This is a genomic window from Bacillus sp. XF8, from assembly GCF_017498755.1.
In the GTDB taxonomy this organism is placed as follows: Bacteria; Bacillota; Bacilli; order Bacillales; family Bacillaceae_G; genus Bacillus_A; species Bacillus_A bingmayongensis.
On sequence record NZ_JAGDQK010000005.1, the window covers coordinates 160,635 to 186,585 of the forward strand.

At 38.3% G+C, this 25,951-nt stretch carries 28 protein-coding genes and 1 other annotated feature; of the genes, 4 read left to right on the forward strand and 24 right to left on the reverse strand.

Going from position 1 to position 25,951, the window contains the following annotated elements; translation table 11 throughout:
* Positions 1-12: 12 nt before the first annotated feature.
* From J4P91_RS06180 to J4P91_RS06220, 9 genes are all read right to left on the reverse strand, one after another.
* Positions 13-1,293 (reverse strand): peptidase U32 family protein, encoded by a 1,281-nt coding sequence (locus J4P91_RS06180; RefSeq protein ID WP_207993259.1) that lies wholly within the window; start codon positions 1,291-1,293, stop codon positions 13-15.
* 18 nt (positions 1,294-1,311) lie between these two features.
* Positions 1,312-2,241, reverse strand: coding sequence for a peptidase U32 family protein (locus tag J4P91_RS06185; RefSeq protein ID WP_017150710.1), 930 nt, complete (start codon positions 2,239-2,241; stop codon positions 1,312-1,314).
* Between the two features lie 7 nt (positions 2,242-2,248).
* On the reverse strand, positions 2,249-2,890 hold the full coding sequence (locus tag J4P91_RS06190; RefSeq protein ID WP_207993260.1) for an O-methyltransferase: 642 nt from the start codon (positions 2,888-2,890) through the stop codon (positions 2,249-2,251).
* 215 nt (positions 2,891-3,105) lie between these two features.
* Complete coding sequence (gene mltG / locus J4P91_RS06195; protein ID WP_207993261.1) at positions 3,106-4,176, reverse strand: endolytic transglycosylase MltG; 1,071 nt, start codon at positions 4,174-4,176, stop codon at positions 3,106-3,108.
* Between the two features lie 374 nt (positions 4,177-4,550).
* Entirely contained in the window at positions 4,551-4,835 is a 285-nt protein-coding gene (locus J4P91_RS06200) for a DUF1292 domain-containing protein (protein ID WP_017150707.1), read from the reverse strand.
* Positions 4,836-4,847: 12 nt separating this feature from the next.
* Positions 4,848-5,261 (reverse strand): Holliday junction resolvase RuvX, encoded by a 414-nt coding sequence (gene ruvX, locus J4P91_RS06205; RefSeq protein ID WP_017150706.1) that lies wholly within the window; start codon positions 5,259-5,261, stop codon positions 4,848-4,850.
* A gap of 3 nt (positions 5,262-5,264) precedes the next feature.
* Complete coding sequence (locus J4P91_RS06210) at positions 5,265-5,531, reverse strand: IreB family regulatory phosphoprotein (RefSeq protein WP_017150705.1); 267 nt, start codon at positions 5,529-5,531, stop codon at positions 5,265-5,267.
* Between the two features lie 78 nt (positions 5,532-5,609).
* On the reverse strand, positions 5,610-8,252 hold the full coding sequence (gene alaS / locus J4P91_RS06215; RefSeq protein ID WP_207993262.1) for an alanine--tRNA ligase: 2,643 nt from the start codon (positions 8,250-8,252) through the stop codon (positions 5,610-5,612).
* Between the two features lie 337 nt (positions 8,253-8,589).
* The gene (locus J4P91_RS06220; protein ID WP_207993263.1) at positions 8,590-9,648 is read right to left on the reverse strand and encodes an AI-2E family transporter; all 1,059 of its coding nucleotides are present in this window, start codon (positions 9,646-9,648) and stop codon (positions 8,590-8,592) included.
* A gap of 184 nt (positions 9,649-9,832) precedes the next feature.
* Between J4P91_RS06220 and J4P91_RS06225 the strand changes: the two genes are divergently transcribed.
* A complete protein-coding gene (locus J4P91_RS06225) occupies positions 9,833-10,045 on the forward strand; it encodes a hypothetical protein (protein WP_207993264.1) in 213 nt (70 codons plus the stop codon).
* Between the two features lie 56 nt (positions 10,046-10,101).
* On the opposite strand, the gene J4P91_RS06230 is transcribed toward J4P91_RS06225, so the two are convergent.
* The 7 genes from J4P91_RS06230 to cymR form a co-directional block, all read right to left on the reverse strand.
* Positions 10,102-10,230, reverse strand: a complete 129-nt coding sequence (locus tag J4P91_RS06230) for a YrzQ family protein (RefSeq protein WP_017150701.1) — start codon at positions 10,228-10,230, stop codon at positions 10,102-10,104.
* An 18-nt stretch (positions 10,231-10,248) separates the two neighbouring features.
* Positions 10,249-10,437 carry a hypothetical protein gene (locus tag J4P91_RS06235; protein WP_000490499.1) on the reverse strand — a complete coding sequence of 63 codons (189 nt, stop codon included), beginning with the start codon at positions 10,435-10,437 and terminating at the stop codon, positions 10,249-10,251.
* Positions 10,438-10,578: 141 nt separating this feature from the next.
* Positions 10,579-12,915: an SF1B family DNA helicase RecD2 gene (gene recD2 / locus J4P91_RS06240; protein ID WP_207993265.1), complete on the reverse strand. Its 2,337-nt coding sequence runs from the start codon at positions 12,913-12,915 to the stop codon at positions 10,579-10,581.
* Positions 12,916-13,018: 103 nt separating this feature from the next.
* Positions 13,019-13,678, reverse strand: coding sequence for a tetratricopeptide repeat protein (locus J4P91_RS06245; RefSeq protein ID WP_207993266.1), 660 nt, complete (start codon positions 13,676-13,678; stop codon positions 13,019-13,021).
* Positions 13,679-13,790: 112 nt separating this feature from the next.
* Positions 13,791-14,906, reverse strand: coding sequence for a tRNA 2-thiouridine(34) synthase MnmA (gene mnmA, locus J4P91_RS06250; protein ID WP_017150698.1), 1,116 nt, complete (start codon positions 14,904-14,906; stop codon positions 13,791-13,793).
* 16 nt (positions 14,907-14,922) lie between these two features.
* Positions 14,923-16,068, reverse strand: coding sequence for a cysteine desulfurase family protein (locus tag J4P91_RS06255; protein ID WP_207993267.1), 1,146 nt, complete (start codon positions 16,066-16,068; stop codon positions 14,923-14,925).
* Positions 16,069-16,103: 35 nt separating this feature from the next.
* Positions 16,104-16,520: a cysteine metabolism transcriptional regulator CymR gene (cymR, locus tag J4P91_RS06260; RefSeq protein ID WP_000704116.1), complete on the reverse strand. Its 417-nt coding sequence runs from the start codon at positions 16,518-16,520 to the stop codon at positions 16,104-16,106.
* 302 nt (positions 16,521-16,822) lie between these two features.
* Here cymR and J4P91_RS06265 point away from each other — a divergent pair, with 302 nt between their 5' ends.
* Complete coding sequence (locus J4P91_RS06265) at positions 16,823-18,109, forward strand: replication-associated recombination protein A (protein ID WP_207993268.1); 1,287 nt, start codon at positions 16,823-16,825, stop codon at positions 18,107-18,109.
* A gap of 38 nt (positions 18,110-18,147) precedes the next feature.
* Entirely contained in the window at positions 18,148-18,798 is a 651-nt protein-coding gene (locus J4P91_RS06270) for an RsfA family transcriptional regulator (protein WP_207993269.1), read from the forward strand.
* Positions 18,799-18,838: 40 nt separating this feature from the next.
* Here the strand turns inward: J4P91_RS06270 and J4P91_RS06275 are convergent, their stop codons facing one another.
* Complete coding sequence (locus J4P91_RS06275) at positions 18,839-19,066, reverse strand: putative immunity protein (protein WP_207993294.1); 228 nt, start codon at positions 19,064-19,066, stop codon at positions 18,839-18,841.
* A 102-nt stretch (positions 19,067-19,168) separates the two neighbouring features.
* Here J4P91_RS06275 and J4P91_RS28775 point away from each other — a divergent pair, with 102 nt between their 5' ends.
* Positions 19,169-19,363: a hypothetical protein gene (locus J4P91_RS28775; protein WP_374192015.1), complete on the forward strand. Its 195-nt coding sequence runs from the start codon at positions 19,169-19,171 to the stop codon at positions 19,361-19,363.
* Between the two features lie 176 nt (positions 19,364-19,539).
* Here the strand turns inward: J4P91_RS28775 and J4P91_RS06285 are convergent, their stop codons facing one another.
* The 7 genes from J4P91_RS06285 to J4P91_RS06315 form a co-directional block, all read right to left on the reverse strand.
* Complete coding sequence (locus tag J4P91_RS06285) at positions 19,540-20,307, reverse strand: tRNA threonylcarbamoyladenosine dehydratase (RefSeq protein ID WP_207993271.1); 768 nt, start codon at positions 20,305-20,307, stop codon at positions 19,540-19,542.
* Positions 20,308-20,590: 283 nt separating this feature from the next.
* Positions 20,591-22,366 (reverse strand): aspartate--tRNA ligase, encoded by a 1,776-nt coding sequence (gene aspS / locus J4P91_RS06290; RefSeq protein ID WP_207993272.1) that lies wholly within the window; start codon positions 22,364-22,366, stop codon positions 20,591-20,593.
* Between the two features lie 12 nt (positions 22,367-22,378).
* Positions 22,379-23,650: a histidine--tRNA ligase gene (gene hisS / locus J4P91_RS06295; protein WP_207993273.1), complete on the reverse strand. Its 1,272-nt coding sequence runs from the start codon at positions 23,648-23,650 to the stop codon at positions 22,379-22,381.
* 69 nt (positions 23,651-23,719) lie between these two features.
* Positions 23,720-23,950 (reverse strand) — a binding site (T-box leader).
* A gap of 54 nt (positions 23,951-24,004) precedes the next feature.
* Complete coding sequence (locus tag J4P91_RS06300; protein WP_003200475.1) at positions 24,005-24,181, reverse strand: hypothetical protein; 177 nt, start codon at positions 24,179-24,181, stop codon at positions 24,005-24,007.
* Positions 24,182-24,271: 90 nt separating this feature from the next.
* On the reverse strand, positions 24,272-24,604 hold the full coding sequence (locus J4P91_RS06305) for a YrdB family protein (RefSeq protein WP_207993274.1): 333 nt from the start codon (positions 24,602-24,604) through the stop codon (positions 24,272-24,274).
* A gap of 63 nt (positions 24,605-24,667) precedes the next feature.
* Positions 24,668-25,369 (reverse strand): alpha/beta fold hydrolase, encoded by a 702-nt coding sequence (locus J4P91_RS06310; protein WP_207993275.1) that lies wholly within the window; start codon positions 25,367-25,369, stop codon positions 24,668-24,670.
* Between the two features lie 140 nt (positions 25,370-25,509).
* The gene (locus tag J4P91_RS06315) at positions 25,510-25,950 is read right to left on the reverse strand and encodes a D-tyrosyl-tRNA(Tyr) deacylase (RefSeq protein WP_207993276.1); all 441 of its coding nucleotides are present in this window, start codon (positions 25,948-25,950) and stop codon (positions 25,510-25,512) included.
* Position 25,951: the final 1 nt, after the last annotated feature.

The following is a 25,951-nucleotide window of genomic DNA, read 5'->3' on the forward strand; positions in this document are numbered from 1 at the left end:
TACCACTCTTTCTTATTGATGTATGCTTTTGCGCATCATATTATTCACATACACTGGTTGATCCACTTTGAATTTCACGATTTGCAACGGATGTCTCGCTGCATCTAATTCGTTTCCATCCTCATCCCAAATTTTCTCCACCGTTTGTGTAAAGTTTTCTATTTCTGGTCCAAAGAACTCAACTTCATGTCCTGGTTTGAAGTAGTTACGTTGTTCGATTGTGACAATGCCTGTTTCTTCATTATAATCTAACACTAAACCAGCAAAATCATACGTTGTTTTCTTACTATGATTTCCATACATTTGTTCTTGATATCCTGGAACTCCTTCAAAGAATGCAGGAGCTGTATCACGATTTGCACATTTATCAAGCTCGTCTAACCATTCTTGTTTAAACTCAAAGTTATCAGGATCCGCACAATACGCATCAATTACTTTGCGGTATACAGTTGCTACTGTTGCTACGTAATGGATAGATTTCATGCGTCCTTCAACCTTCAAGCTGTCAATTCCAATTTCAATCATTTTCGGAATCGAAAGGATCAAGTTTAAGTCTTTTGGACTCATTGCAAAGTGTGCATCGCCTTCTTGGAATAAAGGAAGTTCTTCTGCTTCTTTATGTTGTGATACTGTTTGAACTAAGTCATAATCCCAACGACAAGACTGACAACAACCACCACGGTTTGAGTCACGTGCTGTCATATGGTTACTTAATGTACATCTTCCAGAGTATGCAATACACATTGCCCCATGGACGAACGCTTCAATTTCAATATCAACGTTTTCTTTAATTTCCTTCATTTCTTCATAGCCGACTTCACGGGCTAATACAAGACGATGTAAACCTTCTTCTTTCCAATACTGCGCTGCTTTCCAGTTAGATAGAGACTGCTGTGTACTTAAATGTACTTCAACAGAAGGTGCTACACGTTTACACGTCTCAATAATAAGCGGGTCTGCAACAATAATACCTGTTACACCAGCTTTTTCAATCCCTCTTAAATAATCTTCTAATCCATCCATGTTTTCGTTATGTGCAAAAATATTTGTTGTTACATATATTTTCGCACCATATTTCTTTGCAAATTCTACGCCTTCTGCCATTTCTTCTAGCGTAAAGTTCCCTGCATTTGAACGAAGGCCGAATTCTTGTCCACCTAAATATACAGCATCTGCACCGTAATGAATAGCTACTTTTAATTTCTCTAAATTACCTGCAGGGATTAACAGTTCAGGTTTTTTCACAATAACGCGTTTTCCATCGATTACTCGTGAAATTTCTTGTAAAGTCATATCCTACACCCTCCTCGTTTAGTAAACCGTTTCTTTAAAGAAAAATCCTGTATCTAACGGACGATTTACTGGTTGTATTTCTTCTATCTCTTTATATAAATCGTCTTTCACGTCATAATACGCATCGCGATCTTCTGCACATAAATCAATAGCTTTACGATATTTCTTTGTCACTTCAATAATGTATTCAGAGCTTTTTAACACACCGTCAATTTTCAAGCTATCAATTTCAGCATCGATCAGTTCATCTAACTCATCAATGAAACAAATATCATTTGGGCTCATAATATGGGTACCATTTTCATCCTCATAAATTGGATATTTGTTATTACGCTCTGGATCATGTAAGAACATATTCTCTTCATGCTTTTTCTTCTCAATCTCCAGATTACGATCTTGATACTCAAAGTAGTTTCCTACTAATGAACGTTTTGATTGGAACATACATGTCATACCGTGAATTTGTACTTCTACTTCAACTTCAGCGTTTTCTTTTAATTCAACAACTTCATCTAAGCTCAATTCACGTGCAAGCACAGCACGTTTTGCGCCTTTTCGGCCCCAATAGTTACATGTGAACCAGTTTGTTGCTGTTGTTTCTGTATTCCAGTGCATTTGCATGTTTGGTGCTACTTCACGTACAGTCATTAATACTGCTGGATCTCCAAAGACAACTGCATCTACATGTACTTCTTGCAGGAATGCAACGTAGTCTTTTAATTCTTCTACTTTGTCATTATGGAACATAGCGTTCATCGCTACGTATACTTTCATACCATTTTCATGCGCAATGTTCACAGCTTGTTTCACATCATCACGTGAGAATTCCCCTGCTAAACGTAAACCAAACTTTTGTTCACCGATCATTACTGCACTTGCCCCTGCCTTTGCAAGAGGTTCAATATCCACCACCGCTCTTGGCGTTACTAACAATTCAGGTTTTTTCATACCTTTGTCACCCTCTCTTTTTACTCACGGCTACTCCGTCACCAATTGGGAAAATGGTTGTATCATATCCTTCATGGTTCATAAGCCATTCATTGTACGTCTTAATGCGACGAATCAAACCACGCGTACGTCTATTTTCGATTTTCTCTTTCGTCGTTACAAGTCCGTGATACATAACATTATCTGAAATAATGACACCACCCGGATTTAATAACGGTTCATATAAGTCAAAAAAGCGACGATATTGTCCTTTGGCAGCATCAATAAAAATAACATCAAATGTTCCATGTTCTTTCACTTGTTCGCCTGTTTCTAATGCATCACCATAAATAACGGAAATACGTTCTTTTACAGGAGAACGCTCTATATATTCAAGTGCTTTTTCATATCGATCGCTATTGCGTTCTACTGTCACAATTCTTGAATTTGGAATTGCTTGCATCATACGAATACTAGAATAACCAATTGCTGTTCCAAGCTCTAATATGCTTGTCGGTTCAATTAAACGTAAAAATTGCAACATAAATTCCATTCCAAGGCGATCCATAATTGGCACATGATTTTCGCTTGCATACTGTTCCATTTCCAGAATCAGTTCATCTTTTGGATCAATAAATGATAATAGGTACTCGTTAACTGCATCCTCCATAAATGGTCCTCCTTATTTACATGGAGAAGTGCCTCTATGACGTGTCAGTCTTTGTCTTTTCACACATAGAATGCAATAAAAATACAAGCCAGCTTCCCCCTTAGCTTGTACGTCCCGTTTTGATATTAAAAACGATTCTTCTGCCAGTTTTTAACCCGATATATTTTACCACAAAAAAGAGGGATATGCGACCCTTTTCGCTCTCCCTCCTATTTTCATTTCTTTTGTGTAATATATTTTTGTTTTAATGCATTATGTTCTTCTAACGTTTTCGCATAATACACTTCACCGCTTGGTGCTGCTAGGAAATAGTAATAATCTGTTTTGGAAGGTTCTAATGCTGCTTGCACAGAGTGTTTCCCAGAATTTGCAATCGGTCCAACAGGTAATCCTTTTACAACATACGTATTATAAGGCGAATTTACTTTTAAATCCTCATATAACACACGTTGTTTATGCTTTCCAAGTGCATATAATACTGTCGGATCTGTTTGCAACGGCATCCCTTTCGCTAAACGATTATAGAACACGCTGGATATTTTTTGACGATCTGTAAACCCAGTCGCCTCTTCCTCAATTAAAGAAGATAATGTTAGCAACTGATGGACGTCCAGTTGTTTTTCTTTCATTGTCGCCTCATTTTGAACAATGAGCGCATTTGTTTTCTCAAGCATCGGCGTTACAATTTCCTCCAAAGTTGTATCTTTTTTATAGAAAGAGTACGTCGCTGGATATAAATAGCCTTCTAATGGATATTTAATATTGCCATCGAAAATTTTATTTGTTAGTAATACCGGATACTTTTGCTGCATCTTTTGAATAAATGCCTTATCGTTTAATTGACGCACTACATCATCTTTATTCCATTTCAGTTCTTTCGCAATGATATCGGCAATTTCAACAACTTGCGAACCTTCTTTAATCGTCAGTTTATAAGCAACTGGGCGATGTACTTTACCTGATGACATTTGTTCCATTACATCATCCACATTCATTGACGAATTTAATAAATATGTACCTGCTTGCAATTGTTTCGATTTAGCTTTTGCATAGAAGCTAAATACTGTACCGTTTTTAATAGCGCCTTTTTCTTCTAAAATTTCTCCGATTTTACTTGTAGATGAACCTTTTGGAATCTCTACTTCAATCTCTTTTTTATTCCCGCTATCAACTGGCTGTAACGCAGATGAAATGTACGCATAGACTGACCCGCATACTACGAGTAGCGCAATAACTGCAATTAGGAAACCACGTCTACGCTTCTTCTTTACTTGATTCTCTATCAAAATTCTTCCTCCTTATTCCATTGTAGACCATATGTACTTCCTCTATACAATGCCCTACAAACCCAAAGCAAAACTCATTCATTTGCAGATAGTTTTTTTATTTTATCCCGCATTAACGGATAGTAAGCCCCCCACCTCAAGATTCAGAGAAAAACGAGGAAGATAGGTGGGGGATAACTGCACGTAAAAGCCCGATTGGTTCAACTAACCATCAGTGTGGGATGCAGAAACCCCCCACTAATGGAAGTTTCACTTTATATAATCCGTCTCATTATACTATAAATAATTATGTAGTTTCGACAAAAAATCTGTCATTTTGCACAAGAATACAAAAAAAGATGGACTGCATGTACAGCCCATCTTTTTCACCTAAATTACTCTTCGTCCTCTTCTTCTTCAGCAAGCGTGTTAAACATTTCTTGTACCATTTCCCACTCTTCTTCAGATTCGATTGGAAGTAATGTTCCACCTGACTCTTCTTCGTTTTGCTCATATGCCATTGCATCATAAATTTGGTCGCCATCTTCGTCAACTTCACCGATTGGAGAGAAGACTACATAAGATTTTTTGCCAAATTTTTCAGCATCAAAAGTGAAAATAATTTCACATAAATGTTCGTTTCCTTTTTCGTCTACAATTGTAATTTGATTTTCTTCCATTTTGGTCACCTCTTATTTACTATCTAAATATCCTTGTAAAATCACGACTGCAGCCATCTTATCGATAACTTGCTTTCGCTTCTTTCGACTTACATCAGCCGAAATGAGAAGACGTTCGGCTGCCATTGTTGACAGACGCTCGTCCCACAGTATAACTTCTAGTTGCAGAAGTTCTCGTAAGCTCTCTGCATATTGCTGACACGCTTCGCCACGTGGACCAATCGTACCATTCATGTTCTTCGGCAATCCTACTACTATTTTGTCCACATTGTACTGTTTTACTAACTCAGAAACCCGATCAAAACCAAAAATTTCTCGTTCTTCATTGATTTTAATCGTTTCTAAGCCTTGTGCTGTCCAGCCCATTTCGTCGCTAATCGCAACGCCGACTGTTTTTGTACCAACATCTAAACCTAATATCCGCATAAACTACTCCTCACGATGTTGTTTCAAATAAGACTTCACAAGCTCTTCAATCAGTTCATCACGTTCTAGCTTACGGATAATGTTTCGTGCATCTTTATGACGAGGTATGTATGCTGGGTCTCCACTTAATAAATAACCGACAATTTGGTTAATCGGATTATAGCCTTTTTCTTGAAGTGCATCATACACAGTTAAAAGTACATCATTTACATGGACACTCTGTTTTTCATCTTGAAAGTTAAACTTCATTGTTTTATCAAAACCGTCCATTTTAAGCACCTCACTTATAAGTAGTAAGTATAGGGAGAAGAATTTCTCCTCTCCCTACTATTGTACACTACTCTCTCTTTATTTTGAAACAGATTTAACATACTCTTCTACAAATGCTAAAGCTTCATCCACTTGTGCTGGGTTTTTACCGCCTGCTTGAGCCATGTCAGGACGGCCACCACCGCCACCACCGCAGCGAGAAGCAACTTCTTTCACAAGCTTACCTGCATGGTATCCTTGGCTGATTAAATCTTTCGTTACACCTGCTAGAATATTCACTTTATCATCGTTTACAGCTGCTAATACAACAACCGCAGACTCAAGTTTATTCTTTAGGTCATCCATCATTGTACGTAAGTTATTCATATCTGCAACATTTACTTTTGTTGCTAATACATTCACTCCATCAATTGTAACAACCGAATCTGTTAAGTTGCCAGCTTCAATGTTGCTTAATTTAGCAGCAAGAGATTCGTTCTCTTTTTGAAGTTGTTTCACTTCAGCAAATAGACCGTCTACTCTTGTTAAAATATCTTTTGGATTTGTTTTCATTTTACCCGCAGCTTCTTTTAATAAACCTACTTGATCATTCATTAATTCGTATGCCGATTTTCCAGTTACTGCCTCAATGCGGCGTGTTCCTGCTCCGATACCAGACTCAGCAACAATTTTGAAAATACCGATAGATGCTGTGTTATCAACGTGACAACCACCACAAAGTTCTAAGCTGTAATCGCCTACTTGAACAACACGTACAACATCTCCGTATTTTTCACCGAATAATGCCATTGCACCCATTTCTTTTGCTTCTTCAATTGCTTTTTGAGAAATCTCAACATCAATACTTTCCCAAATTTTTTCGTTTACAATACGCTCAATTTTTTCTAATTCGTCAGCTTGTACTTGACCAAAGTGAGAGAAGTCAAAGCGTAGACGTTCTGATGTTACAAGAGAACCAGCTTGGTTAACATGTGTTCCAAGTACATCTTTTAATGCTTGGTGTAAAATGTGCGTTGCTGTATGGTTTTTCACAACACTGCTCCGGTTTTTCGTATCAATAACAGCTTTTACAGCTGCTTCTTTCGTTAATGTACCTTCTTCTACAACCACTTTGTGTAAGTTTTGACCATTTGGTGCTTTTTGAACGTCTTTTACAAGAACTTTCACACCGTCAGCAAGAAGGTAACCGCGGTCTGCAATTTGTCCACCGCTCTCAGCGTAGAATGGTGTTACATCAAGCATTAATTGTCCTTCTTCTCCTGCTTGTAAGCTATCTGTGTACTCACCATTCTTCACAAGTGCAACAACATTACTTTCTGTCGCAACTGTACCATAGCCAACAAATTCACTCGCTACTTTAACTTCTCCAAGTACACCGCCTTGAACTTGCATAGAATCAACGTCTTGACGAGCAGCGCGTGCGCGTTCACGTTGTTTTTCCATCTCTGCTTCAAAACCAGCATGATCAACTGTCATACCAGCTTCTTCTGCATATTCTTCTGTCAATTCAATTGGGAAGCCGTATGTGTCATATAGACGGAACGCATCCACACCAGAAATAACAGTTGTTTTCTCTTCTTTCGCTTTTGTAATCACTTCCGCTAAAATTGCTTCGCCATCATGAAGTGTTTCATGGAAACGCTCTTCTTCATTTTTCACAACACGTGCGATGAAGTCTTTCTTTTCAAGAACTTCTGGATAGAAGTCTTTCATTACTTCTCCAACAACTGGTACTAATTCATACATGAATGGACGGTTAATGTTTAATTTCTTCGCATAACGAACAGCGCGGCGTAATAAACGACGTAATACATAACCACGGCCTTCGTTAGAAGGAAGAGCTCCATCACCAACAGCAAATGTTACAGTACGAATATGGTCAGCGATTACTTTAAATGCCATATCTTTCTCCACATCGCCATCACGATACTTCTCACCAGAGATTGATTCTGTTGCACCAATCATTGGCATGAATAGGTCTGTATCAAAGTTTGTAGGCACATCTTGAACGATAGATGTCATACGTTCTAGACCCATCCCTGTATCGATGTTTTTCTTAGGAAGTGGCGTATATGAGCCATCTGGATTATGGTTAAATTGAGAGAATACAAGGTTCCACACTTCTAAGTAACGCTCATTTTCGCCGCCTGGATATAATTCTGGGTCGCTAAAATCGTTACCGTAAGCTTCACCGCGGTCATAGAATATTTCTGTATTCGGTCCACTTGGTCCTTCACCAATATCCCAGAAGTTTTCTTCTAAACGAATGATACGCTCTTTCGGAACACCCATTTTCTCATTCCAAATTGTAAATGCTTCTTCATCTTCTGGATGAATTGTTACAGATAATAACTCTTTATCGAATCCAATCCACTTGTCGCTTGTCAAGAACTCCCAAGCCCATGTAATTGCTTCTTCTTTAAAGTAGTCACCAATTGAGAAGTTTCCTAACATTTCAAAGAATGTATGGTGACGAGCTGTTTTCCCAACGTTCTCAATATCATTTGTACGAATTGATTTTTGTGCATTCGTAATACGCGGGTTTTGCGGGATTACGCGGCCATCAAAGTATTTCTTTAATGTCGCTACACCACTATTGATCCATAAAAGAGATGGATCCTCATGTGGAACTAATGATGCACTTGGTTCAATTGCATGCCCTTTTTCCTGGAAAAAGTCTAAAAACATTTGACGAATTTGTGCGCCTGTTAATTGTTTCATCATATTTTCCTCCTTAAATATAAAAAACTCCCGTCCCTATAAAAGGGACGAGAGTTAACTCGCGATACCACCCTAATTATGAACCGGTCTACATATCGGTTCATCACCTCATGGCGCCGTAACGTGGCAAGACGGCAGGGATTAGCTGCTCTCAGGATTAGCGTTCTGTCACCCTTCATTTAAAGCCTCTTTCAGCCGATGGAAGCTTCTCTCTGGAAATGGGCTGTAACATACTCGTTCCGTCATCAATTTCAAATCTTATATATTACATTGTACTCTATAAACTTATATGAGTTTATACTATATGCCAAAATTGTAGCGAATCCGTTTCCATTTGTCAATGTTTCCAGAGTGGCTTTATATGAACAACTACTGTTCGAATCACTGCTAAAATAGGCACCGATATTAAAAGACCTACAATTCCACCTACTTCCCCTCCAACAAGTAATGCAAGCATAATAACAACCGGGTGCATACGTAGCGATTTCCCAACGATGTACGGAGATAAAATGTTACTTTCAACAAATTGTAAAATGGCAAGTGCAATACTCGCTTTAATAAAAAGATTTGTGGATATCGTCGCTGCAATCATCAATGTCGGAATCGCTCCTAAAATAGGGCCAAAGTACGGGATTATATCAGTAACTCCAACAATGATGCCTAGTAATAGCGGATACTTCATACCGATAAACCAAAATGACAGAGCGGACACTCCCCCTAAAACTAAACAAACAAATAGTTGCCCTCGAATATAACTTCCAAGTGACTTATCAATCTCCTTCGCTAATACTTGCCCTGTACTACGCCATTTACTCGGAACAAGCTTCCAAAAAATATCATAAAACTCTCCATAGTCTTTTAATATGTAAAATACAATGAACGGAATTAAGAAAATGATGAGCAATGAATCCAGTACACCACGCGCTGTACTCATCACTTTATTTAAAAGTGCTTGTATCTTCATTTCAATGCCGACAAAAATTTGCTTTACTTTCTCATGAATAAACGATGGGAAATTGTCCGTCTGTTCTGTCACACCATCCATCCACGAATCATACATTTTCATAAACTGAGGGAATTGCTTATTGATTTCTTGCAGCTGCGCAATAACAACCGGTGTCCCTTTATAGACCCCATATCCGAGACCACCAAAAAAGAGAATATAAATAAGCAAAATAGCAAGTGTACGTGGCATCCCTTCTTTATGTAATTTTTCAATTAAGGGATGCAGTAAATACGCAATGAAACAAGCAATAAAAAATGGGGTAACTGCTACTTTAAAAACAAATATAATCGGCGCCCATAATGGTTTGATTTTTAAGAAGACGAACAAACACAGAAACACTAATAACAATAACCCTAATCGATAGATCCAAATAATTTTAAGATTCTTCAAACGAAAAACCTCCTCTACCCTTATTTTGAAAAGAAATAGAGAAGGTTATGTGTAAAACTTTTAAAAAAATTACTGGACTAAAATATTTTCATGCAGACCATACTGTTTTAAAAAAACTTACATATATTTAACATCATACGGACAAGCATGTAAGCCAGCTCGCACATAAGTGAGGAGGAATAAAATGGTTGGGTTCATGTTAATTCTTTCAGCGTTTTTCATGATACTAGAATGGATCTGTATCGGGTTTGGTATTTGGAAAGGATTCTTCATTCGTTCTTCGCGAAAAGAACGTGCGAAACAGCTGTGGTATTACGGAATTCTCGGAATCGGATGTTATGGACTTTCTTATCTTTTTTCTGAGATTGGACTTTTTTATCTATATACAAGCACATAAAAAACTCCCTAATAATAAGGGAGTTTTTACATTTTAACAACACTTTATAGAAACGATTATAAATAGGACCTCATCATTTTACGCGCTCTTTTCATATTGCGCTTTGAAAACATATCTTGTTTACGTGCATATTGATAAGCCGCAGCTCCAATACCTAATGCGATTAATGAATTGCGTACGTTCAAAGTAAATCCCCCTTTTGATTATCCGATGGTTCGTTCATTCTCATCAAATAAATCATCAAGAGAACTAAGCGAGCCATCTTCTTCTACTTGATGCGTATGGATTTTCCCCTTTGAAACCGATAATTCAATGTAACAATTCCAGCAATAAAATTGGTTGACACCTATTTTTCCAATGTCTTTCCCTTTGCAATTTGGACAACTGAACATATGGCTTTCATCTCCTTACAGTCTCCCAGATTCTATTCGCCATTATGTCCAAACTGCATTCATTTATACATACTAGAACTGCCTTACACTTTCAAAATAACGTTATACGCGTTGAAAGGTTCACTATATAATCTCACCTTGCTACATAAAATCATACGGTGAAATGTTTTCCACATCCATCTCCTGGCCATCAATCGTAACCATTTGCACTTCTCCTTGCGACTCCTGCAGGCGACCAGCTAACGTCGTTTGCCGCATTGAATCATCAAGACGATTCACACCCGATTGAAAAGCGGCTTCTTCCCCGCAAATAATTAAAAACTTTTTACTTCTCGTAATACCTGTATAAATTAAATTACGGCGAAGCATGCGGTAATAGCTCTTTACAATCGGCATAATTACAATCGGGAATTCACTTCCCTGTGACTTATGAATCGAGCAGCAATACGCATGTGTAATTTGATTTAAATCCGGCTTTATATACGTTACTTCAATCCCATCAAATGAAACAACAACCATATCCTGTTTCTCCACATTTTCCTTTGCATAAAATACAGAAACAATTTCTCCAATATCGCCATTAAACACTTGGCTTTCTGGTTGGTTTACGAGTTGCAGCACTTTATCACCTGTTCGATACACAACATCACCGTAGGCAATTTCTCTACTCTTTTCTTTTTTGGGATTAAACACTTCTTGGAGTGCCTCATTTAACACATTAATCCCTGCCGGACCGCGATACATAGGCGCTAACACTTGTACATCTCTTGCGCTAAACCCTTTCGTTTTTGCGTTTTCACATACTTGCTTTACAACCTCAACAATTTGAGCGCCTGAACAACCAATAAACGAACGGTCTTTTTTATTTTGTGCTAAGTCTGGTGGCAACGTACCTTTTTTTATCGCATGGGCAAGTTGAATAACGGATGACCCTTCTGCCTGACGATAAATTTCTGTTAGCTTCACTGTCGGAATAGCGCCAGCATCTAATAAATCTTTCAATACTTGTCCAGGTCCTACAGACGGCAATTGATCTTCATCACCTACAACAATAACTTGAATGTTTGTTGGTAACGATTTAAACAATTGATTCGCTAGCCAAATATCAACCATTGAAAACTCATCGATAATAAGTAATTTCCCTTGTACAGGATCTGTTTCATTCCGCTGGAAAGATCCTTCTGGCGTCCAGCCAAGTAAACGATGAATTGTACAAGCAGGAAGCCCTGTTGACTCACTCATTCGCTTCGCAGCGCGACCTGTCGGAGCTGTTAATAGAATCGGAAACGGATTATCGTCACTATAATCTTTCGGATTTAATGATAAACCATGCAATGAAGCATACATTTCGACGATTCCTTTAATAACGGTTGTCTTCCCTGTACCAGGTCCACCGGTTAATAGCATCATCGGTTTATGAAGCGCAGTTTGAATCGCCTCTTGCTGAAGCGGCGCATACTGTACTTTCAATTGCTCTTCAATTTTCCCTAATGTTAATAGCACTTCTGCTTCAGGGAATGAAGGCGTCTCTTCTTGATTCATCAAACGACGAATCGATTTAACAACACCCTTTTCAGAATAAAATAATGAAGCTAAATAAACGCGCTCTTCTTCGATAATGACTTTCCCTTCACCTTGCATCATTTCAACGCATTGCAAAATATCTTCTTCCGTCACAGCGCCCTCTTGATTATTTAAAAGCGACACGGTTTCTCGAACAAGCTGCCCCTTTTCCATATAAACATGCCCCTCTTGCAGCGAAACGTTTTCTAGCGTATAGAAACATCCGGCCCGCACACGGTCATTATGATTCCCTGATATCCCAAGCGCCCTTCCTATATCATCCGCTCTTCCAAACCCAATACCATCTACTTCCTCAATAAGCTGATAAGGATTGTTTCGAATGACTTCTAGCGTCATTTCTTTATACTGCTGATAAATCTTAATCGAGAGCTTCGTCCCAAAACCATAACCATTTAAAAAGCTCATGACTTTTTCAAGACCTTGGTGTTCAATAATTGTGTCATAAATTTCTTGCGCTTTCTGCTTGTTTACAACACCTTCTAATGCAGCAGGATCATCCATAATTTTAGAAATCGCATGTTCCCCGAGATGATCAACAATCTTTTCTGCTGTTCTCTTCCCGATTCCTTTAAATAAATCACTTGCTAAATATTGCACCATACCTGTTTTTGTTTGGGGCAGTTCTTTTTTAAATGTTTCAACTAAATATTGCTTTCCATACTTTGGGTGGTCTTTAAAATGCCCTGTTAATGTAAATACTTCATCTTCATGCATACGGGGAAAGTGACCATTTATCATCACTTTTTTTTCGTCATATGTTTCATTTGTTTCAATGATTTTCATACTGACAACGGAATAGAGGTTTTCTTCGTTGTGGAAAATGGTATGAAGAACTTGTGCTTTTATAAATTTTTGCTCTTCCTCAAACAAATCCATTGCATGTTGATTTCCCATCGTTCCTCTCCTTTCCGGTTTTTCTCACTCTAACGAGCAGTACAGCCCCCACCTCTCTACTGAATATTAGATGGAGGGTAACTGCGCGTTAAAGCATAAATTTTTATTCACCTTCTTGCTCTAATAAACGAATGCCATTCCCTGCTAAAAAGTGATCTGGTTGAATTTCAGTCGCCTTCTTAAATAAAGCAAGTGCTTTCTCATTATTTTCCTCAAATACGTACGCAACACCTAAATTATAGTACGCATCTGCATGTTCTTCATCCATTTGTAAAACCTTTTCAAAATAAGGTTTCGCTTCCTGAATATGTTCTAATCGTGCAAAACATAATCCGCATTGGAATACAGCTTCTACATCTGCCCTATCTAATTCAGTTGCTCTTTGTAAAAATGGTAGTGCAAGACGATCATTTCCAAGCTGTACATACGTAATCCCAAGCATAAATGTCACATCAGCTGATTGTAATCCAGCTTGCATTGCTTGCTCAAATGCAGCTTTTGCTTCTGTAAATTGCTCTTGGCCATAATATATGCTTCCAAGACCATAATAGGCGGTAGCTGATTTTTCATCTAGTTCTAATGCGCGTTTATAAAATAAAATCGCACGCTCGCTATCGCCTAACACATCTAATAAATTCGCGAAGTTAATGTATCCAAGTGCATCTTTCGGATTTTCTTCAATTGCCTCTGTAAAATTTTTAGCTGCTTCTTCCCAGTTTCCTTCTTGCATATATTGAATGCCTGCTTCAAGCTTATTTGACATGTTCTTCACCTCTACAACAAATTATAACAAAGAATCTATTTTCCGAGCGAACAAAAATTCGCTCTTTTAAAAAAGAAACCTCTGACCGCTAATCGGCAGAGGCTCCTCATTTTTATCCTAAATAATCTAATTTCTTACCACTACGATATACTTCATCAATTGTAGCACCGCCTAAGCATTCGTCTCCATCATAGAAAACAACTGCTTGTCCTGGTGTAATTGCACGAATTGGTTCATCACAAAGAATACGAACCGTATTCTCATCAACAATTTGAACCGTTACACCGTTATCTTCTTGACGATAACGGAATTTCGCTGTGCACTTAAATTCTTTTTCTTTCGCTTTGTTGCTTACCCAGCCTACATTTGTAGCAATAACTTCATCACCGTATAACAGCTCATTGTGGAATCCTTGATCAACATATAAAATGTTTTCTTTTAAGTTTTTCCCAACGGCAAACCATGGGTCACCATTACCACCAATGCCAAGGCCATGACGTTGTCCAATTGTATAGTACATTAAACCGTCATGTTTCCCTTTTACTTCACCAGATAATGTTTGCATCACACCTGGTTGAGCTGGTAAGTAGTTACTTAAGAAATCTTTAAAGTTACGCTCTCCGATAAAGCAAATACCTGTGCTATCTTTTTTCGTCGCTGTTGCTAAGCCAGCTTCTTTTGCCATTTCACGAATTTGCGGTTTCTTTAGCTCACCAAGTGGGAACATCGTTTTTGATAATTGCTCTTGGCTTAGTTGATTTAAGAAATATGTTTGATCCTTATTATCATCAACACCACGTAGCATTTTATATTCGCCATCGATATAAGCAACACGTGCATAATGACCTGTCGCTACATAATCCGCACCAAGTGCAATCGCATGCTCTAAAAAGGCTTTAAACTTGATTTCTTTATTACACATTACATCTGGGTTTGGTGTACGACCAGCTCGGTACTCGTCTAAAAAGTACGTAAATACTTTATCCCAATATTGTTTTTCAAAGTTTACTGCATAATATGGGATACCGATTTGGTTGCACACTTCGATTACATCATTGTAATCTTCCGTTGCTGTACAAACACCGTTCTCGTCTGTATCATCCCAGTTTTTCATAAAAATCCCGATTACATCATAACCTTGCTCTTTTAATAGAAGAGCTGCTACAGATGAATCGACGCCACCGGACATCCCGATGACAACGCGTGTTTCGTGAGGTAGTTTGTTCATCTTGTCACCTCCCATGCTAGTTTTGTGTTAATCGCTTCACGATTCTCACAGTTTCGTACGCCGCTTTTTCCACTTGTTCTTTCGTATTCCCAAGACCAAAGCTAAAACGTACGGATGAACGTATTTGATCGGAGTCTTTTCCAAACATCGCCACTAATACATGTGATGGATCAATAGAGCCAGCTGTGCATGCAGAACCACTCGATACTGCAATGCCTGCTAAGTCTAGATTTACAAGAAACGGCTCAATATCCATTCCTGTAAAACTTACATTAAATACATGCGGTAAGCGATGTTCTAAGTTTCCGTTTACCTCGAAAGTAATGTCTTCTTTTTTAAAGACAGATACCATTATATCTTTAAATTCTTCATGTTGGGCATTTTTTTGCTCACGTGTTTCTTCAGCAAGCATAATAGCGTGCTGAAGTCCAGCAATACTAGGCACATTTTCAGTACCTGCACGGCGTTTTCGCTCCTGCTCTCCGCCCGTTAATAACGGTTCAAATTTCAATTGCGTGCTAGCATATAAAAAACCAACACCCTTTGGACCATTAATTTTATGAGCAGAAATTGATAATAAATCAATACCTAATTCTTTCACATCAATTGCCGTTAAACCATAGGCTTGTACAGCATCCGTGTGGAAATACGCTTGGTGTTCTTTTAACAGTGCTCCAATTTCTGCAATCGGTTGAACCGTACCAACTTCGTTATTTCCAAACATAACAGATACGAGAATCGTTTCATCTGTTAACGCCTCTTTCACATCAGAAACTCGAACACGGCCCGTTTTATCAACAGGTAAATACGTCACTTCGAAGCCTTCTCGCTCTAGCACTTCACATGTATGCAAAATAGCGTGATGTTCAATTTGCGTCGTAATAATATGATTTCCTTTATTACGGTTTGCACGTGCCACACCTAAAAGCGCTAAATTATCAGCCTCCGTACCACCGCTTGTAAAAATAATTTCATTTGGATTTGCATTGATGCTGCGTGCACAAACACGTCTTGCTTCATCTACCACATGACGTGTTTGGCGTCCATAAAAATGAATACTAGACGGATTACCAAATATTTCTGTCATATATGGAATCATCTTTTCGACCACTTCTGGGTGGGCCGGAGATGTCGCAGCATGATCTAAGTAAATGCGTTCCATAAGATCTCCTTCTTTCCAAATCGTTTCACAAGGAATTAAATGTAAAACATATAACCCCCATGATTTTCTTCCTCATAGCGTACTAAATCTTCTAAAGTTGTACTATCTAATACTTCTTGTACTGCATCACGAACACGCATCCATAACTGGCGTTGCGCTGGTTCTTCCTCTTCTATCATTTCAACAACGCTAATCGGACCTTCTAACACACGGATTACATCGCCAGCTGTAATGTTAGCTGGTTGGTCAGATAATACGTAACCACCATATGCACCACGCGTACTTTTTACAAGACGAGCGTTACGAAGTGGAGAGATTAATTGCTCTAAGTAATGTTCAGATAGATCATGTGCCTGCGCAATTGATTTTAAAGAAATCGGACCCTCACCAAACTTTTTCGCAAGATCAATCATAATTGTTAAGCCGTAACGGCCTTTCGTTGAAATTTTCATCTATTTCGCACCTCTTTTCAAAATTTCACTTCTATTAGTTAAATCTTTATTCGTAAGAAGAACACAATGTAAAAATCAAAATCCTATGAAATTATAGCATAATATAGTATTATAAGAAATTTCAACTTGTGTATCAAAATGATAACATAAATTCGTATTGAAAAACTCGGAAATTATTACAATTAAAAGAAAATTGAAAATACTATCTCGGATTCTTTATAATTGCACAGCATCATATTTCAATTTTCCATCCAAAAGATGTTACCATAGAATGAGATTATATATTAAGGGAGACGGTTACAATGAAACAACCACTCGCACACCGAATGCGTCCGACAAACATTAAAGAAATAATTGGGCAAGAGCATTTAGTTGGTGAAGGGAAAATTTTATGGCGAATGGTCCAGGCGAACCATTTCCAATCGATGATTTTGTACGGTCCACCCGGAACTGGAAAAACATCGATCGCTAGTGCAATTGCTGGCAGTACAGGAACGCCCTTTCGCCTATTAAATGCTGTTACTCATAATAAAAAGGATATGGAAGTTGTCGTGCAAGAAGCAAAAATGCACCGCCACCTTGTTTTAATTTTAGATGAGGTCCATCGCTTAGATAAAGCAAAACAAGACTTCCTTTTACCACATTTAGAGAGCGGACTTCTTACATTAATTGGAGCAACAACGAGCAATCCATTCCATGCGATTAACTCTGCTATTCGGAGCCGATGCCAAATCTTTGAACTACACGCACTAACAGAAGATGATATTTTAATTGGCTTAAAACGAGCGCTTGAAGATAAAGAAAAAGGTTTAGGTGAATATCATGTAACTGTTACAGATGAAGCACTGCGTCACTTTGCAAATGCCTCTGGTGGAGATATGCGCTCTGCTTATAATGCGCTTGAACTTGCTGTTTTATCTAGCTTTACAACAGACGATCAAACCGCTGAAATCACATTAGAAATTGCAGAAGAATGTTTACAGAAAAAAAGCTTTGTTCATGATAAGGGCGGAGATGCTCATTATGACGTCCTATCTGCTTTTCAAAAGTCAGTGCGCGGAAGTGATGTGAATGCTGCACTTCATTATTTAGCGCGCCTTATTGAAGCTGGCGATTTGCAAAGTATCGGAAGAAGACTGCTCATTATGGCATATGAAGATATTGGACTTGCTAGCCCGCAAGCTGGACCGCGTACACTCGCTGCGATTGAATCGGCTGAACGCGTCGGGTTTCCAGAAGCTCGCATTCCGCTTGCCAATGCAGTTATTGAGCTTTGCCTTTCTCCAAAGTCGAATTCAGCATACAAGGCGCTTGATGCAGCACTTCACGACTTACGAAACGGGCAAACAGGTGATGTACCAAGTTATTTAAAAGATAGTCACTATAAAGGTGCTGAAGCACTGGGTAGAGGCATCGGATACTTGTATCCACACGATTATCCAAACGGTTGGGTACAGCAGCAATACTTACCAGACAAAATAAAAAACAAACAATATTATAAACCGAAAACGACTGGGAAATTTGAGCAGGCACTTTCAACTGTATATGAAAGATTGCAAAGTTCGCATAAAAGTAAACCAAAGGGGTAATCTAAGCGAAAACGACATGATTACGGGAGGTTTCGCTTATGAAAACACGCCAAGATGCATGGACAGGAGAAGACGATCTCCTTTTAGCAGAAACCGTTTTACGACATATTCGCCAAGGAAGCACACAACTAAAAGCGTTTGATGAAGTTGGAGACAAATTAAACCGTACTTCGGCCGCTTGTGGATTCCGCTGGAACGCTGAAGTTAGACAAAATTATGAAGATGCTGTACAACTTGCTAAGAAGCAAAGAAAAGCGTTAAAGCGTTCTGAAGCAAATGTAGAAAAAAAGCAACTATTACAACCAAAACAAAAAAAGAAAATCATAATTGATGCTGAATTTTCCGAAGAACTTGCTGCTAATAAACATTCTCTTACAATGCAAGATGTAATCTCATTCTTGCAAAACTTAGGAAGCAATAATCCTCACTTAGAAAAGATACAAATTGAAAATGAAGACTTGCATACAAAGCTTGCCTCCTTTCAAAAAACAAATGACGAACTAGAAGTCAAACTAGCAGCTTTAACGAAAAAACAACAAGCAATCGAAGAAGATTATGCAATGCTTGTTAGAATTATGGACCGCGCTCGAAAACTTGTGCTAGTAGATGAACAAGAAGATCAAATTGCCCCTATCTTTAAAACAGATCCGAATGGGAACTTAGATATTATTTATACGGCTGAAAATTGAAATAGAGACGAGAGTAAAAAGACCACTCTCGTCTCTATTTTTATTTTGACCACTTAAACAAGTCTAGTAAATGTTCATGCTGCCAATTTCGTTCATGAGCAACAGCATCAGTATCAAAGTTAGTAGCATATTCAACTGCTTTAGCAGCATAAGTTGATGCATGAATCGCATGCCCAAATACATGAGCAGCGGCCACTGCTTGTCCAGCTGCCCTTGCTGCATTATTTTCAGTTTCCTCTTTCGCAACTTCCATCACTTCTTCTTTCATTTTCAAATGCTCCACAATCACTTGATATACTTAGTAATACCTATTTTCATTTCTGGCTCGTTTAATAGTGGACAGTGGTGTTACTTTAATAAAGATGGATCTATGGCTAAAGGTTGGAAAAATGTCAATGGAAATTGGTATTACTTCAATGAACATGGATACATGGCTACTGGGTGGTTAAAAGAAAATAACAATTGGTATTATCTAAATGAAAATGGATCTATGACTACTGGTGATAAGTTCATTGATGAGAATCGGTATCATTTTGCAGATAATGGAATCCTGATTGGTGGCTAAATATTTCAAAAAAAGTAAGAATTATATTCTTACTCTTTTTTCATAAAATAAAAAACTCAAATATTACTAAATAAACTTATCCTCCTCTTACTAGTACGTTTTTGTAATGTTCCCCTTTTTCAACAACCTCAAAAAAAGTGTATACCTCATAAAAGGTATACACTTTTTTCTATCCTTTATTCTTGACCTACACGCTTTACTTCTACACTCTTTATACGTTCACGTACAACGTGGCTTGCCATAATCAAGCCGGCCACAGATGGTACGAACGCATTTGAGGAAGGTGGTAATTTCGCTTTACGAATTTTTGCGTTTTCGTCTGGAACGATTTCTTTACGAACCTCTTCGCGAATTACGATTGGGTTTTCGTCAGAGAATACCACTTTCACACCTTTTTTAATACCTTCTTTACGAAGCTTCGTACGAATCACTTTCGCAATTGGATCTGTATGTGTTTTTGAAATATCCGCAATACGGAAACGAGTTGGGTCCATTTTGTTTGCTGCACCCATACTTGAGATGATTTTAATTTTGCGTCGTAAGCATTGTTTAATTAAATGAATCTTGAACGTAATTGTATCTGATGCATCAACTACGAAGTCTAAACCATGTTTAAAGAACTCTTCGTATGTCTCATCTGTATAGAACATTTCTAATCCAATGACTTCACAGTCTGGATTAATATCGGCAATACGCTCTTTCATTAATTCTACTTTTGAACGTCCTACAGTAGAAAGTAATGCATGGATTTGACGGTTAACGTTTGTAATATCAACAACGTCTTTATCAACTAATACAAGACGTCCTACACCAGAACGTGCTAACGCTTCTGCTGCAAACGAACCTACACCGCCGATCCCTAAAATACCTACCGTACTATTTTTTAATATTTCAAGACCTTCTTTTCCGAAGGCTAATTCATTACGTGAAAATTGATGTAACATTCAGCTCTACACCCCTATTACAAAAATGGTCTACCATGTATTCTAGCGTTTTTCCGACTATTTGTATAGAAAAAGTTATACAAATCCTAAAAATACTTGTTTCAAAAAAGAATATAGAGATCCGAGTTGTTTGAGAGGCAGAAGCCTGGAGGATACGAAGTATAGATGGACTACACAAGTAACCAGACTAGCGAAGAAATCTGGTTGCTATCTTCACCGGATTTTTTGAACGTCCTCTAAAAAAATCCTAGATGGCTTTAGTATAACCATCTAGGACTCCTTCTTACTTCTCTTCTTTTATATTTAATTGCAAGTTAAGCTCTTCAAGCTGCGCTCCTGCAACTGGGCTTGGCGCATCTGTTAATAAGCAGCTTGCGCTTGCTGTTTTCGGGAATGCAATTGTATCGCGAAGGTTTGTACGACCTGCAAGTAACATTACAAGACGGTCTAAACCTAGTGCAATCCCGCCATGTGGTGGTGTACCATATTCGAATGCTTCCAATAAGAAACCGAATTGTTCTTGCGCTTCTTCTTGTGAGAATCCAAGTGCTTTGAACATTTTTTCTTGTACATCACGCTCGTAAATACGAAGTGATCCACCACCAAGCTCATAACCGTTTAATACAAGGTCATATGCTTGCGCACGCGCTTTTTCTGGTGCTGTTTCTAATAGCTCAACATCTTCACGGAATGGCATTGTGAATGGGTGATGAGCTGCGAAGTAACGATCTGCATCTTCATCGTACTCAAGAAGTGGCCAGTCAGTTACCCATAGGAAATTAAATTTGCTTTCGTCAATTAACTCAAGCTCTTTACCTAAACGTAAACGAAGTGCGCCTAAGCTATCTGCAACAACGCTCTTCTTATCAGCAACGAATAGTAATAAATCACCAGCATTCGCTTCTAATGTACGCATTAGTACGTTTGCATCTTCTTCACCAAAGAATTTCGCAATTGGTCCTTTTAAGCCATCTTCTTCAACTTTTAACCAAGCTAAACCTTTTGCACCGTATACTTTTACAAATTCAGTTAATGCATCGATATCTTTACGAGAATATTTGCTCGCTGCACCTTTTGCATTAAGTGCTTTTACTTGTCCACCGCTTTCTACAGCGCTTGTGAACACTTTAAAGCCGCAACCTGCTGCGAATTCAGATAGGTCAGTAAGCTCCATCGCGAAGCGTGTATCCGGTTTATCAGAACCATAGCGAGCCATTGCATCAGCATATGTCATACGAGGGAATGGCGCGTTAACCTCTACACCTTTTGCATCTTTCATAACTTTCGTCATCATGCGTTCCATCATTTCTAGAATTTCTTCTTGCGTTAAGAATGATGCCTCGATATCAATTTGTGTGAATTCTGGTTGGCGATCCGCACGTAAATCTTCATCACGGAAACAACGAGCTACTTGATAATAACGTTCAAATCCGCCGACCATAAGAAGCTGTTTAAATAGCTGCGGAGATTGAGGTAATGCATAAAATTCACCTTCATGCACACGGCTTGGTACTAAATAGTCACGTGCTCCTTCTGGTGTACTCTTTGTTAAGATTGGTGTTTCAACTTCTAAGAACTCTTCTGAATCTAAGAAGTTACGAATTGTTTTTGTTACGTCGTGACGCATTTTGAATGTGTTATACATAACAGAGCGACGTAAATCTAAATAACGATATTTTAAACGAACATCTTCTGATGCATCTGTATCATCTGCGATAATAATTGGCGTTGTTTTTGCTGCATTTAGTACATTTACTTTCGTTGCTTGTACTTCAATGCGTCCTGTTGCCATGTTTTCATTGATTGCACCAGCGCCGCGTTCTACAACTGTCCCTTCTACGTGCAGTACGTATTCGCTACGAATTGTTTCTGCTACTTCTAGTGCTTCTTTAGATGTTTCTGGGTTAAATACAACTTGTACGATACCTGTGCGGTCACGTAAGTCGATGAAAATTAATCCACCTAAGTCACGGCGCTTTTGTACCCAACCTTTTAATTGAACTGTTTGTCCAACTGCTTCTACTGTTACTTTTCCACATGCATGTGTTCTTTCAGCCACTATAAGTTCCCCCTATATTAATTTTTCTGCTACATATGAAGCAAATACATCTAATGCTACTTCTTCTTGCTCACCTGTTGCCATATCTTTTAAGTTAATGATGCCTTTATCTAACTCATCTTCTCCTAATACAGCTACATATTTCGCATTTAGACGATCTGCTGATTTAAATTGCGCTTTCATTTTGCGATCTAAATAATCTTTTTCAACTGATAACCCAACCTTACGAAGATCAAATGCAACTTTTGCAGCGTGATCTTTCGCTTTGTCTCCAAGTGCTACAACATAGCAATCAATGTTATGTTCAATTGGCAATTCGATATTTTCAGCTTTTAGCGCCATAATTAAACGCTCGATACTCATTGCAAAACCGATACCAGGCATTTCTGGACCACCGATTTCTTGTACAAGACCGTTATAGCGACCACCACCGCTTAATGTCGTGATTGCACCGAAACCGTCTGCTTCACTCATAATTTCAAATACAGTGTGCTGATAGTAATCTAAACCACGTACTAGATTTGGATCTTTTTCAAATGGAACACCCATCATTGTTAATAGCTCTTGTACTTTTTCATAGTACGCTGTTGATTCTTCGTTTAAGTATTCTGTAATAGATGGTGCTGTGCTCATTAATTCATGATTACGATCCTTCTTACAGTCTAAAATGCGAAGTGGATTTTTTTCTAAACGAGATTGGCAATCAGAACAGAACTCACCGATGCGAGGTTCAAAGTGAGCGATTAGCGCCTCACGGTGCGCTTGACGGCTCGCTGGATCACCTAAACTATTTAGAACAACTTTAATATTTTTTAAGCCCATGCCGCGGTAGAATTCTACAGCAAGCGCAATTACTTCTGCATCGATTGCTGGGTCATTACTACCGATTGCTTCGATACCGAATTGTACGAATTGACGATAGCGACCTGCTTGTGGTCTTTCATAACGGAACATTTGACCAATGTAATATAATTTCGTTGGCTGCGTTGCATCACCGTACATTTTGTTTTCAACGTAAGAACGTACAACAGGAGCTGTTCCTTCTGGACGAAGTGTTAAGCTACGCTCGCCACGATCTTGGAATGAGTACATTTCTTTTTGAACGATATCTGTTGTATCACCAACACCACGTAAAAATAATTCTGTGTGCTCGAAAATTGGTGTACGAATTTCTTTATAGTTGTAACGACGGCAAATTTCGCGTGCTTGCCCTTCGATATACTGCCATAACTCAACACTACCTGGAAGAATATCTTGCGTTCCGCGTGGGATTTGAATAGACATATTCAGTTCCTCCTCAAATTGTTTTAATCTTATTAAAAATAAAAAAACTCCCGCCTCTACTGATTATCCAGTAGGGACGAGAGTATTATACCCGTGGTGCCACCCTAATTGAAGCACGTATGCTTCCACTTTTTTAATAACGCTTAAACTTGCGTTCACCTCTACTAAGCATCGATGCCGTTCAAGTTGAAACCTACAGAGTGTCATTCGATCAGTCATCATGTAGAAATGTTTTCAGCCTAGGACATTTCTTCTCTTTTCATGTGTATCTCATCTACTCTTCTCTATCATCGGTTCTCTTCATATGTAAATATAAAATTACTATACGTTTGTTCAGGGCGATTGTCAAGTGTCCTAGGAGCGTTCAATCTGCTTCTTTAAGCGTTTTACATCTTGTAATGAAATGCCAAATTCAGAAGCGAGTTCCATAGAAGTATTATTTTGTTCTCTTGCAATAAACTCATGAAAATTCACGTTAAACAATTGATTTGCCCCATTCGTAACAGAGTGTCCTTTTTCATTCATGCGCATACGTGTATCCCTCACAATCAATATGGATGTTTTTTACTTCTATTGTTCCATATTGATAAAGTGATTATACACAAAGGCGAAAATAGCACACTACTGTCCCCATGCATACATCAAAATGCGGTTGATTATAATTACAATCAATAATATAGTCGCTAACGTCACATACTTTAAATGATATAGTGCTACAACACCGAGTCCAAAAATGATAATTTCCAACAATAGATGTAGTGCACCTTGTAATTGCCACGTCGCTGCGGGCGCTCCAAATAATCCCCATATAATAGCTACAATAACAGGAAGTACACTAGCAAGTATAACCTTGATAACAGGTCCTTTTCCCATTTGAAATCCCCAATACCCTATAATCCCAAGAATACATAACTCTAATACACAACGTAAAGCTAAATTTAATTCTTGAAACATACTGTATCAGCTCCCTATGTCAGCTCCCCTTCCTCCATAGAGAAATGAATGTATTGTATCTTTTTATTTTTCAAATCCCTTATCACATCGATTTAATATATCTACCAATTCTTCTGGATTTGTTTGCATAACCCAATGCCCACCCGTTCCAACTGTAAAAACATTCCACTCTTTTTCTCTTGCTATTTGAGCTGATTTTTGAAAGATAGGCGTCATCGGCCAATTCTCTGGATGGTCTAAAATTTCCACATATGTATGTGGTATCGTACTAACTTGAGGATTTTTCATTTCAACTGCTTGCGTAAAAGACAATAAAGGCATCGCCGACTTTCTTGGATCTGTTGCATTTCTCGGAAGAACTCTCCATCCCTCTCCATGCAGTTTTACTTCTTCTATAAAATGTGTAGCCATTTCCGGCCCCGAAATATCCATAACAGAATCACCATCATTTGGAAGCATTGCATCTACATACACAAGATTTTTAATCGATTCAGGAATCACTTCTCCTACTCCTGTTATTACCATACCAGAATAGCTATGACCTACTAAAATTACTTCTTGTAACTGCTCATATTGAATCACATTCACAACATCCTGAATATATGTTTTCAGACCTATGCTAGGATTTGCAAGATGCGTTCTTTCTCCAAGTCCTGTTAATGTCGGCATATATACTTCATGACCTTCTTTTCTTAAATGTGTAGCGACTTCCTTCCAAACATATCCTCCATCCCATGCTCCGTGAACGAGTACAAATGTTGCCATAATATGTTCCTCCTCATACATTCCCCTATGCTAATTTTGTTATTTCCATAACAATCATATTACAAATTAACAAAATATACCTTTATAAGAACTTATATACAAAAAAAGAGAGGGGCATATCCCCCTCTCTTCTGCCATCATTATTTACTTTCCAAAATTAAGGTCACCGGACCATCATTAATTAAAGAAACATCCATCATTGCTCCGAATTGTCCCGTTTCTACGTGTAAGCCTTGTTTACGAAGTTCTTCATTGAAGAAATCATACAAGTTCTCTGCATAGTCTGGTTTCGCAGCGTCCATAAAGTTTGGGCGTCTCCCTTTACGACAATCTCCGTACAATGTAAATTGTGAAATAGAAAGAACTTGTCCCTTCATATCTAGTACAGAATGGTTCATCTTCCCGTTCTCATCTTCAAAAATACGTAAATTTGCAATCTTTTCAGCAATATATGTTGCATCTTTTTCTGTATCTTCGTGAGTAATACCAACTAGCAATGTTAAACCGAACGGAATTTGTCCTACCATTTCACCATCTACTGTAACAGACGCTTCCTTTGATCGTTGCAAGACAACTCTCATA